The 12,972-nt window shown below is 64.6% G+C and carries 11 protein-coding genes; 10 read left to right on the top strand and 1 reads right to left on the bottom strand.

The window, feature by feature from the left end; genetic code table 11:
- Positions 1–49 precede the first annotated feature (49 nt).
- A complete protein-coding gene (locus ACVZUB_RS24045) occupies positions 50–1,369 on the top strand; it encodes a M18 family aminopeptidase (RefSeq protein ID WP_063315841.1) in 1,320 nt (439 codons plus the stop codon).
- 25 nt (positions 1,370–1,394) lie between these two features.
- On the opposite strand, the gene ACVZUB_RS24040 is transcribed toward ACVZUB_RS24045, so the two are convergent.
- Entirely contained in the window at positions 1,395–2,372 is a 978-nt protein-coding gene (locus tag ACVZUB_RS24040) for a Dyp-type peroxidase (RefSeq protein WP_064073430.1), read from the bottom strand.
- 250 nt (positions 2,373–2,622) lie between these two features.
- On the opposite strand from ACVZUB_RS24040, the gene purL reads away from it, so the two are divergent.
- The 9 genes from purL to purM all read left to right on the top strand — a co-directional run bounded on the left by purL (position 2,623) and on the right by purM (position 12,970).
- The gene (purL, locus tag ACVZUB_RS24035; RefSeq protein WP_003940379.1) at positions 2,623–4,911 is read left to right on the top strand and encodes a phosphoribosylformylglycinamidine synthase subunit PurL; all 2,289 of its coding nucleotides are present in this window, start codon (positions 2,623–2,625) and stop codon (positions 4,909–4,911) included.
- 3 nt (positions 4,912–4,914) lie between these two features.
- Positions 4,915–6,699: an alpha/beta hydrolase gene (locus ACVZUB_RS24030; RefSeq protein ID WP_162114540.1), complete on the top strand. Its 1,785-nt coding sequence runs from the start codon at positions 4,915–4,917 to the stop codon at positions 6,697–6,699.
- Positions 6,696–7,352: a CPBP family intramembrane glutamic endopeptidase gene (locus ACVZUB_RS24025; protein WP_007733821.1), complete on the top strand. Its 657-nt coding sequence runs from the start codon at positions 6,696–6,698 to the stop codon at positions 7,350–7,352. The genes ACVZUB_RS24030 and ACVZUB_RS24025 overlap by 4 nt, the downstream gene beginning before the upstream one ends.
- On the top strand, positions 7,352–7,741 hold the full coding sequence (locus tag ACVZUB_RS24020) for a sterol carrier family protein (protein WP_007733822.1): 390 nt from the start codon (positions 7,352–7,354) through the stop codon (positions 7,739–7,741). Before ACVZUB_RS24025 ends, ACVZUB_RS24020 begins: the two co-directional genes overlap by 1 nt.
- A 170-nt stretch (positions 7,742–7,911) precedes the next feature.
- Complete coding sequence (gene purF / locus ACVZUB_RS24015) at positions 7,912–9,489, top strand: amidophosphoribosyltransferase (RefSeq protein WP_003940541.1); 1,578 nt, start codon at positions 7,912–7,914, stop codon at positions 9,487–9,489.
- 144 nt (positions 9,490–9,633) lie between these two features.
- On the top strand, positions 9,634–10,242 hold the full coding sequence (locus ACVZUB_RS24010; RefSeq protein WP_003940441.1) for an AIM24 family protein: 609 nt from the start codon (positions 9,634–9,636) through the stop codon (positions 10,240–10,242).
- Between the two features lie 3 nt (positions 10,243–10,245).
- Entirely contained in the window at positions 10,246–10,923 is a 678-nt protein-coding gene (locus ACVZUB_RS24005; RefSeq protein WP_003939918.1) for an AIM24 family protein, read from the top strand.
- 13 nt (positions 10,924–10,936) lie between these two features.
- Entirely contained in the window at positions 10,937–11,683 is a 747-nt protein-coding gene (locus ACVZUB_RS24000) for an AIM24 family protein (RefSeq protein ID WP_165639040.1), read from the top strand.
- A 207-nt stretch (positions 11,684–11,890) separates the two neighbouring features.
- Positions 11,891–12,970, top strand: a complete 1,080-nt coding sequence (gene purM, locus ACVZUB_RS23995; protein WP_482627826.1) for a phosphoribosylformylglycinamidine cyclo-ligase — start codon at positions 11,891–11,893, stop codon at positions 12,968–12,970.
- The last annotated feature ends 2 nt before the right edge of the window (positions 12,971–12,972 follow it).

Here is a 12,972-nt window from a genome sequence, read left to right as displayed (position 1 = left end):
ATTCGTGGCCACTGATATCCCGGACACCTGTTCGGGCATGATGAGAGGCATGACTTCTCAGACTTCTCGGACGGCTCGGGCCGGGGCGGCTTCTCCGACCGGGGCCGACGCAGACGGCTTGTGCAGCTTCGTCGATTCGTCACCGTCGCCGTTCCATGTGTGCGCGACGGTGGCGACCGAGCTGACGGCCGGCGGGTTCGTCGAAGTCCACGAAACGCAGTCGTGGCCAGCCGAGCCCGGACGGTACTTCCTCATGCGAGGCGGTTCGCTGATCGCCTGGAGCACCGAGGGCGTGGGAAGTACCGCTCCGTTCCGGATTGTCGGAGGTCATACCGACAGCCCCAACCTGCGGGTCAAACAGCATCCCGACCTCACTTCGGCCGGGTGGCAGATGGTGGGCCTCGAACCGTATGGCGGTGCGTGGCTGAACTCCTGGCTCGACCGCGATCTCGGTATCTCCGGACGATTGAGTGTCCGGGTGGGAAACACTGTGGAGCAGAAGCTGGTTCGCATCGACGACCCGATTCTTCGTGTTCCGCAGCTGGCTATCCACCTGTCCGAAGATCGCAAGGGTGTGACGCTGGATCCGCAGAGGCACGTCAACGGAATCTGGGGCGTGGGTTCGAAGCCCAAGTCGTTCATCGGCTTTGTCGCCGAGCGTGCGGGTGTAGCCGCGTCGTCGGTTCTCGGCTGGGAATTGATGACACACGACCTTGCGCCCAGCGCAGTCGTGGGGGTGGACAAGGAATTGGTCAGCGCCCCCAGGCTCGACAATCAGGGCACGTGTTATGCAGGGACACAAGCACTTTTGGCCGCGGCTGAGTCGCCCGGTCAGCAGGTCCCAGTGCTTGCTCTCTTCGATCATGAAGAGGTCGGCAGCATGTCCGATCGCGGAGCTTTCTCGGACCTGCTGAACACCGTGCTCGAGCGGATCGTGTTGGGACGCGGTGGTGGCCGCGAAGAATTCCTGCAGGCGATGGCCGGCTCGGTATGCGCGTCGGGCGACATGGCACACGCGACGCACCCCAATTACCCGGACCGCCACGAGCCCGCTCATCGGATCGAGATCAACGGTGGGCCGGTACTCAAGGTGAACCAGAACCTGCGCTACGCCACCGATGCGGCCGGTGCCGGCGAATTCGCGCTCGCGTGCGATCAGGCGGGAGTGCCGATGCAGCGCTACGTCCACCGCGCTGATCTGCCGTGCGGCTCCACCATCGGACCGATCACGGCATCACGCACCGGACTGTCCACCGTCGACGTCGGCGCGCCTCAGCTCGCGATGCACTCTGCCCGCGAGCTGATGGGCGCGGCAGATGTCCGCATGTATGCCGACGCGCTCGGTGCGTTCCTCACGCCGCGTAGTTAGAGGGTGGGTAGCTGGGAGCGGGCAGTCAAACGGCTGAGAGCCCAGCGGGTGTAGCCGGTAGATCCTCGAAGAAGTCGGCGCTCGGAGTGAAGAACATCGAGCCCGTCACGGCCGTCGAGAAATCGAGCAGACGGTCGTAATTGCCGCGAGGGTTGCCGAGAAACATGTTCTCGAGCATCCGTTCGGTGATCGCCGGCGTGCGGCAGTAGCCGATGAAAAAGGTGCCGATCTCGTCGTCGCCGAGGCGCCCGTACGGCATGTTGGCACGCAGGATCTCGAGAGCCTTGCCGTTCTCGTCCTTGATTGCGTTGAGGGCTACGTGCGAGTTGGCCGGCTTCACTTCGGACGTCATCTCGATGTCTTCGAGCTTGCTGCGTCCGATCACACGTTCCTGCTCGTCGACGGTGATTGCTTCCCAGTCCCGCATCTTGTGGATGTAGCGCTGGATATGGACGTAGCTTCCTCCGGTGAACGCAGGATCTTCGTCTCCGACAGTCACGGCGGCGACGGCGTCGCGGCCCACCGGATTCTCGGTGCCGTCGACGAAGCCGATGAGGTCGCGGTTCTCGAAGTACTGGAAGCCGTGAACCTCGTCGACCACCGTGGCTGCGCCGTGCAGTCGCTTCGTGATCTGCCGAGCCACCTCGAAACACGCATCCATGCTCATCGCGCGGATGTGGAAGAGCAGATCGCCGGGAGTCGACGGCGCCCAGTGAACGTCGCCCTGCAAAGCGGTGAACGGGTGCAGTAGCGCGGGGCGCGGACCGGCGAACAGTCGATCCCAAACCGACGAACCGATGCTTGTCACCACATCCAAACCTGATCCGGGGACGCGCAGCCCCACGGCGCGCTGTAGGCCGGCGACGTCGGCGAGTAGTTCTCGTGTGGTGTTCTCGCCACCCGGATTCACGGTCGCGACCAGGAAAATCGCAGCCGGAGTGAGGGGAGTGGTCACCGACTGGGACTGTGCCGTGAGGTCGGACTGACGAACATCCTGGGGCATGCGAGACCTTTCGAGGGAGAGAGTGGACCGGCCCTGACTTTAGGAAAACCGACCGGATCACCCAACCGGGGCGGGTGTGACCGGCGATACTTCGCAGGCCCGGAGGTGTTGCGGGTGCTGCCGTCTGCGGAAGTCGTCGGCCCACACCGATAGACTGTCCCCCGGCACGTTCTTTCGTTGGGCACATTCGTGGTGTCCCGCTCCGCGCCGGCTTGCCTCTTGACTCCCGTAGGGAAGGGACCACTCTCCAGTGTCTGCTCACCAGGTCGATACCGTCACGCACGCATCGGCTGATCCCGATGCCGCTCAGCCGTTCAAGGAGCTCGGTCTCAAGGACGACGAATACGCACGCATCAAGGAGATCCTGGGCCGCCGTCCCACGGACGCCGAACTGGCGATGTACTCGGTGATGTGGAGCGAGCACTGCTCGTACAAGTCCTCCAAGGTCCACCTCGGATACTTCGGCAAGACCACCACCGACGAGATGCGCGCCAACATGCTGGCCGGTATCGGTGAGAACGCCGGCGTCGTCGACATCGGTGACGGCTGGGCAGTCACGTTCAAGGTCGAGAGCCACAACCACCCGTCGTACGTCGAGCCTTACCAGGGTGCGGCGACCGGTGTCGGCGGCATCGTCCGCGACATCATGGCCATGGGTGCTCGTCCGATCGCCGTCATGGATCAGCTTCGGTTCGGTGCTGCTGACGCCCCTGATACCCGTCGCGTCGTCGACGGTGTCGTGCGCGGTGTCGGTGGATACGGAAACTCCCTCGGCCTGCCGAACATCGGCGGCGAGACGGTGTTCGACGAGTCCTATGCAGGTAACCCGCTGGTCAACGCCCTCGCTGCCGGCGTCATGCGCGTCGAGGATCTGCATCTGGCCTTCGCTTCTGGCGCGGGCAACAAGATCATCCTGTTCGGCGCACGCACCGGTCTCGACGGAATCGGCGGCGTCTCGGTCCTCGCGTCGGCGACGTTCGACGACGAGGGTGGAGACACCGGCGGACGTAAGAAGCTGCCCGCGGTTCAGGTCGGCGACCCGTTCACCGAGAAGGTGCTCATCGAGTGCTGTCTCGACCTCTACAAGGCCGGCCTCGTCGTCGGCATCCAGGACCTCGGCGGCGCCGGGCTGTCCTGCGCCACCTCCGAGCTGGCTGCGGCCGGCGACGGCGGCATGCACATCAACCTCGAGAAGGTTCCGATGCGCGCCACCGGAATGACCCCGGCCGAGGTGCTCTCGAGCGAATCGCAGGAGCGCATGTGCGCCGTGGTCACGCCCGAGAACGTCGATGCGTTCATGGAGGTCTGCAAGAAGTGGGACGTCCTGGCCACCGACATCGGCGAGGTCACCGACGGTGAGCACCTCACCATCTCCTGGCACGGCGAGACCGTCGTCGACGTTCCCCCGCGCACCGTCGCGCACGAGGGTCCGGTTTACCACCGCCCCGTCGAGCGTCCGGCAACGCAGGATGCCTTGATCGCGAATACGACCGCCGGACTGAAGCGTCCCGAAACCGACGCCGAGCTCGAAGCGACCCTGCTGAAGATGATCGCCTCGCCTGCCCTGTGCAGCCGCAAGTGGATCACCGAGCAGTACGACCGCTACGTCCGCGGAAACACCGTCCTGGCCGAGAACGCCGACGGCGGTGTCATCCGCATCGACGAGAAGACCGGACGCGGGATCGCACTGTCCACCGACGCTTCGGGCCGCTACACCGCGCTCGACCCGTACACCGGTGCGCAGCTCGCGTTGGCCGAGGCTTTCCGCAACGTGGCAGTCACGGGCGCAACGCCCAAGGCCGTCTCCAACTGCCTGAACTTCGGTTCTCCCGAGGACCCGGGTGTCATGTGGCAGTTCCAGCAGGCCGTTCGCGGCCTTGCCGACGGCTGCGCCACCCTCGGCATCCCCGTCACCGGCGGCAACGTCAGCTTCTACAACCAGACCGGATCCACGGCAATCCTGCCGACGCCGGTGGTTGCCGTCCTCGGTGTGATCGACGACGTTCACCGCCGCATCCCGACGGGCCTCGGACTCGAGCCCGGCGAGACGCTGATCCTGCTCGGCGACACCCACGACGAGTTCGACGGCTCCATCTGGTCGCAGGTCGAGCACGGTCACCTCGGTGGCGTGCCGCCGAAGGTCGACCTCGCCCGTGAGCAACTGCTCGCCGACATTCTGCTCGCCTCTTCGCGTGACGGTCTCGTCACCGCAGCCCACGACCTCTCCGAGGGTGGACTGGCCCAGGCTGTCGTCGAAGCCGCGCTGGCCGGCGAAACCGGTTGCCGCATCCTGATTCCCGAGGGCGCAGATCCGTTCGTGACCCTGTTCTCGGAATCGTCGGGACGTGTCCTCGTTGCAGTTCCGCGTACCGAGGAGACTCGTTTCACCGGTATGTGCACCGCCCGCGGCTTGCCGTGGACGCGTATCGGGGTCGTCGACGAGGGCAGCGACTCCGTCGAGGTCCAGGGACACTTCTCCGTCACGATGGCCAAGCTCCGTGAGGCCTTCGAGGGAACGCTGCCCGCACTGTTCGGGTGATAGATGGTCGATTCCGGAGAACTGACTTCTTCTGACAGCCAGCCGCAGGAACACCACCTGCGGCTGGCTGTTCCCGCACCCCTCGAGAAGCTCGACAACCGCTTCACCGAGTGGGCGTGGGGGCTCCTCAAACTCGACTTCACCGGCATCGCGTTTGCCGCGTTCTTCTTCTGCTGGTCGTTGACCCCTTCGCTGTTGCCGCGCGATTGGCTTTTCCAAGGTCTGATCGGCGGAATCAACTCGGCCATCGGCTACGGCGTCGGTACTGCGATCGGTTGGGCTGTCGAGCGATACCTGCTCAGCGGGCGACGGTGGTGGCCACTGCCCGAGCCGGTGCCTTCCGCGATCAAGGTCTTCGTTCCGGTCGCGTCCATCGTCGCGGCGATCATCATGCTGGTCTACGCGGCCGGGTGGCAACGTGAAATCGCGGCACTGACCGATGCCGAAGGCACGACCACTTCCGGCTACATCCGAACCCTCGGACTGAGCCTGCTCGTCGGTGGCCTGCTCATCTCGATCTGGCGGGTCCTCCACGATCTGGTGAAACTGATTGCCCGACAGCTGATGCGGCGGTTCCACTGGTCACGGTCGGTGGCCAATGGCGTCGGTGCCCTGGTTGTCACCGTCCTGTTCTTCATGCTGGTCGACGGCGTCCTGGTCCGCGGAATCTATGCAGCGACCAACTCGATCTTCAGTCTGCAGAACTCGACCACTCGCGACGGCGTCGTCGAACCGCAGGATCCGATGAAATCGGGTAGCCCCGAATCAGCCGCTCCCTGGGACACATTGGGGTTCGAGGGACGAAACTTCGTCTCGCGCGGACTCGACGCGCAGGAACTCGAAGCGGCAACCGGTAAGCCTGCGATGGATCCGATTCGCGTATATGCCGGACTTGAAAGCGCCGAAGATCCCGAAGAGCGTATGGATCTGGTCATCAAGGAGCTGGAGCGAACCGGCGCCTTCCAACGCAAGGTCCTCGTGGTCATTCCGACGACGGGTACGGGGTGGGTCAATCCCACTGCGGCACAGGCAATCGAACTTGTGCATGACGGCGACACTGCTCTTGTCGCCAGCCAGTACTCGTACCTGCCGAGTTGGATCTCGTTCCTCGCCGACCAGGAGAAGGCGCAAGCTGCCGGACGCCTGTTGATCGAGCGGGTACACGAAAGATGGCTCCAGGAACCGGAAGCCACCAGGCCGAAGTTCATGGTCTACGGCGAGAGCCTCGGCGTCATGGCCGGCGCCGGAGCCTTCGACACACTGCAGGCGGCACGCGATACCGCCGACGGAATTCTGTGGGTTGGCCCACCGAACGCGACGCAGTTGTGGCGTTCGATCGAGAAGAGGCGCGATCCAGGCACTCCCGAAGTAGCTCCTGTCTACGCGGACGGCTTGGCCGGTGTGCGGTTCGCGGATCGCTCCGAAGACATTCCGACCGACGGGATGACGTGGCCGCAGCCGCGGGTTCTGTTTGTCCAGCACCCTTCCGATCCAGTGGTGTGGTGGTCACCCGACCTCATGTTCAATCGGCCCGAGTGGCTCAAGGAAGTACCCGGTTTCGACCGCTCGCCGTCGATGAAATGGTTCCCGGTCGTGACGTTCTGGCAGGTGTCTGCAGACCTCGGTAACGCCGCGGGAGTTCCCGACGGTCACGGTCACAATTACGGAACCTCCGTTCTGGACGCCTGGATCAGCGTCGCCCAGCCCGAGGGATGGACGGCCGCAGAAACCGAGCGAGTGCGGTCGGCTTTGGTTGTCGCCGTGAAATCAGAGGGCCCCGAGAAGTGAGGGGAGTCGCCTCGATCGCGCTCTCCGCTACCGCGATCACCTGGAGCAACGTCGTGCTTCCGGCATTCGGTCTTTCGCCCCGAGCCCGCGCCGTGGTCAACACCGCGGCCGGTCTGTCGGCGATCGGAGTCCTACTCGCACGTGGTTACACCCGCGAGGAACTCGGCTTGGCGCACACCGGCATTCGTGGTGGTGCTCAGTTCGGCGGAGCCGCGGCGGGGGCGGTCCTCACCGGCTACAGCGTCGCTTTGGCCGTTCCGTCCTTGCGCGCGACTCTCGCTGCCGACGAGCGAGCAGACGGCCGCGAAGACTTCCTCGAATGGATCATCCTGCACATCCCGTTCGGGACGGTGCTCTCCGAGGAACTGTTGTTCCGTAGCGCGATGTCGGCCGTCTGGAGCCGCGAACTGAACAGGCCGACCGCGCAGGCTGTTCACGCACTGACCTTCGGGCTGTGGCACGTCGCCCCCGCCCGCGGTGCCGGCGACAACGTTCCCGCAGCCGTGGCGTTCACCGGCGCTTCGGCATTGCTGTTCGAGTGGCTGCACCGCCGTGGCGGCAGCGTACTTGCCCCCGCCCTGCTGCACCTGGCCACGAATGCCGGTGGCGCACTTGCCGTTCGTATCGCTACTCGCAGACAGGGAGTGAACTGATGCCGCCCCGCCGCGCCGTCGACCCCGCCGAATTTCGTGCCGCCGTCCTGGCCGTCGGCCCGTGGCTTCGAGATCCGGAACTGCCGAAGCCTTCGCGCAGTGAACTCGGTGCGGCAGTGAAGATGAGTGCGCGCACTCTCGAACAGATCGCCCCCGGATCGAGCGTCGAGGTGCGGGTCCCACCGTTTGTTGCGGTGCAATGCATCGAAGGTCCGCGTCACACGCGCGGAACCCCGCCCAACGTCGTCGAGACGGACGCTCGGACGTGGTTGCAGATGGTCACCGGACTGCTCGAGTTCTCCGAGGCCTCAGGTGACGGACGAGTCGACGCCTCAGGTAGCCGCGCTCCCGAAATTGCGCACTGGCTCCCACTGCTGCGGTTGACCTAGCAACAGAGGGGTTGGCGTAGTGACAGAGTGGTTGACGCAGTAACAGAGAGAGACCATCCGGTTCGCTTCGGCGTGATCTGAGACCCAAGGCAGCCCTCAGGGGAAGTGAGTCCCAAAATGGCCGTAGACTGTGGATGCCCCCCAACCCCTGCCCACAAAGGGAGCGCCCGGTGACTCGTGCCGATCTGTCGGTCAACAGTCCAAATCTCCTCGCTTCGAACCCGTCCGACGAGGACGAGAACGAGCCCCGCGAAGAATGCGGTGTATTCGGCGTCTGGGCGCCGGGAGAGGATGTGGCGAAGCTCACTTATTACGGCCTGTACGCACTTCAGCACCGTGGTCAAGAAGCTGCCGGCATTGCGGTAGCCGACGGCTCCCAGGTGCTGGTGTTCAAGGATCTCGGCCTGGTCAGCCAGGTATTCGACGAGCAGACCCTCGCAGCGATGCCAGGTCACGTCGCCGTCGGACATTGCCGTTACTCCACCACCGGTTCCACGACGTGGGAGAACGCGCAGCCCATCTTCCGTACCACCACTGCCGGTACCGGCATCGCGCTCGGCCACAACGGCAACCTGGTCAACACCGCTGAACTCGCGAGCCGCACCCGTGCAGCCGGCCTGGTCAACGACAAGCGCCCCAACGCAGCGACTTCCGACTCCGACCTCATCGGTGGTCTCCTGGCACACGCTGCCGGCGACAGCACCATCGAACAGGCCGCAATGGAATTGCTTCCCACGTTGGAGGGCGCGTTCTGCCTCACCTTCATGGACGAGCACACGCTGTACGCAGCGCGCGATCCGCACGGCATCCGCCCGCTCTGCCTCGGTCGACTCGACCGCGGTTGGGTAGTCGCCAGCGAGACGGCAGCACTCGACATCGTCGGTGCGTCGTTCGTTCGCGACATCGAACCCGGTGAGCTGCTTGCGATCGACGCCGACGGCGTTCGCTCCTCACGTTTCGCGAATCCGACTCCCAAGGGCTGTGTTTTCGAGTACGTCTACCTCGCGCGTCCCGACAGCGTCATCGGTGGCCGTTCGGTCCACTCGACCCGCGTCGAGATCGGCCGTCTGCTCGCCAGCGAGCATCCCGCCGAAGGTGATCTGGTCATCCCTGTTCCCGAGTCCGGCACCCCCGCAGCCGTCGGGTACGCCCAGGGTTCGGGCATTCCTTACGGCCAGGGTTTGATGAAGAACGCCTACGTCGGCCGTACCTTCATCCAGCCGTCGCAGACGATCCGTCAGCTCGGTATCAGGCTCAAGCTCAACCCGCTCAAGGAAGTCATCCGCGGCAAGCGGCTTGTGGTGGTGGACGATTCGATCGTCCGCGGTAACACTCAGCGTGCGCTCATCCGGATGCTCCGCGAAGCCGGCGCCCTCGAAATTCACGTCCGTATCGCCTCGCCGCCGGTCAAGTGGCCCTGCTTCTACGGTATCGACTTCGCCTCACCGGCCGAGTTGATTGCCAACGGCGCAGGCGGACAGGACGCGACGTTCGAGGAAATGCTCGACGGCGTGCGTCGTTCCATCGGAGCTGACACCCTCGGATACATCTCCACCGAGGGCATGATCGCCGCCACCGAGCAGCCGGCCAGCCGTCTGTGCGCCGCGTGCTTCGACGGGACCTACCCGATCGCGCTTCCCAAGGAAACCTCGATCGGCAAGAACGTCCTCGAGGGGATGCTCGAGAGCACCGCAGGTTCGACGGCCACTCGCGACAACGACAATGCGAGCGCGCTCAGCCGCCCCTGAACATCAGAATCGTTGAAATTCGACAGCCGAGAATCTGCCGTCCACAGCATGTGGGCGGCAGATTTTCTGTTCACGACTTTCTGTTCCACGACACGGCATACGTCGTGAGCATCTGGCATAGTGCCCTCCGTGGCGCAACTGAGAATGGATGGGCACCGGGTCCTGGTCGCAGACCTGGTGGGGGACACCATCAAAGCGATCAACGGCTCGATGGTGGCGTACGAGGGTGCGATCACCTTCAAGAACGCCGGAATGGGCGGTGGCGGCGGGCTGCGTGCCGCGCTGAAACAGAAGGCGGCAGGTGAATCACTGTCCCTGATGGAAGTCAGCGGACAAGGCACCGTCTACTTCGCGGTCGACGCCCAGGACATCACGATCATCGAGCTCAACAACGACGCTTTGCACGTCGAAGCCTCACAATTGCTCGCACTGGTCGGACAGCTGCGAACCGATGTGAAATTTGCCGGCCTCCGCGGCGCAGGTTCCGGACAGGGCTTGTTCACGACGGTCGTCAGCGGCACCGGTCTGGTGGCGGTGCTGTCGAAGGGCGGACCGATCATCGCGCTCGAAGTCAGCCCGCAGTATCCGCTGGTTGCCGATCCCGACGCCTTCGTCGCTCACCGCGGTCAGCTGAACCAGAGCTTCGTCACCGACGTCACCTGGCGCTCCGCGATCGGCGGTGGCAGCGGTGAAGCGTTCTCGCTGCGATTCGACGGATCCGGTGTCGTTTACATCCAGCCTGAGGAGCGCTGACCCATGCCGTTGGAATTGGTGAACAGCAAGGTCGTCAAGTCGACCCTCGCACCGGGACAGAACGTGCTCGCCCGCACCGGGTCGATGCTCTACTACACCGGCGACGTCCGCTTCATCCCGCACAGCATGGGCGGTGGGCCCGGCGCCATGCCGAACATGGGCGGGATCGCCGGGATGGCCGGCCGCATGATGTCCGGCGAACACGCACGCATGATGGCGGCCGAGGGAAACGGTGAGGTCTTCTACGGGCACGCCGGCTTGTACGTCGAGGTCATCCACCTCGACGGGTCGTCAATGCTCACCGTCGAAGCCGACCGACTCCTCGCACACGACGGTTACCTCCAGAGTTCGATAGTCGCTCTCACGTCGCAGGGCGGTGTGCGCGGAGCCGTACGCGGCGCCATGACCGGTCAAGGACTGTTCACGACGCAGTTGCACGGCCAGGGAAGCGTCGCGGTTCTCTCGCACGGGGGCGCGATTCCGTTGCAGGTCGGTCCGAACAATCCTCAGGTCGTCGTCGACCCGCAGGCATACGTGTGCCACATCGGTCAGATCAACGTCGACATCTCCGCGAACGTCGGTTGGCGCGAGGCCGTCGGCAAGGGCTCGGGGGAGTCCATCCAGCTGAAGATGACCGGCGCCGGCACCGTCTGGGTCCAGGCGTCCGAGCAGAAGTTCTGAGAGGGCACAGAGCATGGGTATCGAAATTCACAATCCGGCATCTCTGCCCGCCAACGACAACGTCCCGGGCAACGACTACGCCTTCTGCGTCGAGATGGCCGGACAACCGTGGTTCACGTCCAAGGGTGCGATGATCGCGTACTACGGAAACATCAACTTCGAGCCGCTCGGGCGCACGAGCATGACGGCGATCGTCGCGGCCAGGTTTTCTTCACCGCTCTACGCGGACGACTGGGTGCTCGCTCAGGGACAGGGCAAGTTGATCCTCGGGGACCGCGGATTCAACATCAATTCCTACGACCTCGACGACGGCAACCTCACGATTCGCGCGGCCAATCTCCTCGCCTTCGAGACGAGCCTGGACCTCAAACAGTCCATCGTCCCAGGCTTTTTGACGCTACTGGGGACAGGCAAGTTCCTGGCGTCGTCCAATGGCCCGGTCATGTTCGCGGAGCCGCCGCTGCGCATCGACCCGCAGGCGTTGGTGGGTTGGGCCGACTGCCCGTCGCCGTCCCACCACTTCGATGCCGACTGGATGCAGAGCTTCCTGGGCGCGGTTCGCGGAAGCATGTTCGGCGCGAATACCGGCGAAGAACGCCAGTTCGATTTCACCGGAGCCGGGACGGTACTGATCCAGTCGAGCGAGAAGGTCGTCCACGACGGACACCTCCTCAAACACATCGAATCCGAGACGGTCGCACTCGGGCAGAACAGTCTGCGCGCACTGCACGCCTCGATCGGTGCGCGGCTGCAGAACTGACGTCTCGGGGTACGCGAGGTCTCACCGAGGGGGCCGGTCCGGTAGCGTATGGGCGTAATCGTCGGTATTTGTGTGCGCGCTCTGGGTCTCGAGTCGAACGATCCATCTCGCGTCACGAGGATTGCAAACACTTCACATTGCAAGACCACTTACCTGTGCACGAGCAATACGTGCTCGCGAGAAATACAAGGCTGGAGTAGTAACCCGATGACCGAGGACAGTCACCGCACCGCAGGCGCCTCCTACGCGGCAGCAGGAGTCGATATCGCCGCAGGCGACCGGGCGGTGGAACTCTTCGCCCCTCTGGCCAAGAAGGCCAGCCGCCTCGAGGTCATGGGTGGTCTCGGTGGTTTCGCCGGCTTGTTCTCCCTCAAGGGTGACTACAAGGAGCCGTTGCTCGCCGCATCGACCGACGGCGTCGGAACCAAGCTCGCTGTCGCGCAGGCGATGGACAAGCACGACACGGTCGGACTCGACCTCGTCGCCATGGTTGTCGACGACCTCGTCGTCTGTGGCGCCGAGCCGCTGTTCCTCCAGGACTACATCGCCGTCGGCCGGGTCATCCCCGAGCGCGTCGCGGAATTGGTCAGCGGAATCGCCGAGGGCTGCATCCAGGCCGGCTGCGCTCTCCTCGGCGGCGAGACCGCCGAGCACCCCGGCATCATGGCCGACGGTGACTACGACCTTTCCGCCACCGGTGTCGGCGTCGTGGAGGCAGAGAAGCTGCTCGGACCGGATCGCGTTCGCCCCGGCGACGTCGTCATCGCGATGGGTTCTTCGGGACTGCACTCCAACGGTTACTCACTGGCCCGCAAGGTCCTGCTCGAGATCGACCGCATGAACCTGAGCGCACACGTCGACGAGTTCGGCCGCACGCTCGGTGAGGAGCTGCTCGAGCCCACCAAGATCTACGCCAAGGACTGCCTGGCACTCGCTGCCGAGACCGACGTGCGCACGTTCTGCCACGTCACCGGTGGCGGCCTCGCCAACAACCTCGCGCGCGTCATGCCCAAGGGCTTGGTCGCCGAACTCGATCGCGGAACCTGGAGCCCCGCTCCGGTCTTCGCCATGATCGCGCAGCGCGGACGCGTCGAGCGCGCCGAGATGGAGCAGACGTTCAACATGGGCGTCGGCATGGTCGCCGTCGTCGCACCCGAGGACGTCGACCGCGCACTTGCCGTCCTCACCGCACGCCACATCGACTGCTGGACGCTCGGTAGCGTCAAGAAGGCGTCGGACGCCGCTGCAGAGCGTGCGTTCCTGGCCGGAGACCACCCGCGCTTCTAGAC

This window comes from Rhodococcus sp. OS5 (genome assembly GCF_056837585.1).
This window is presented reverse-complemented; position numbering and strand designations above follow the sequence as displayed.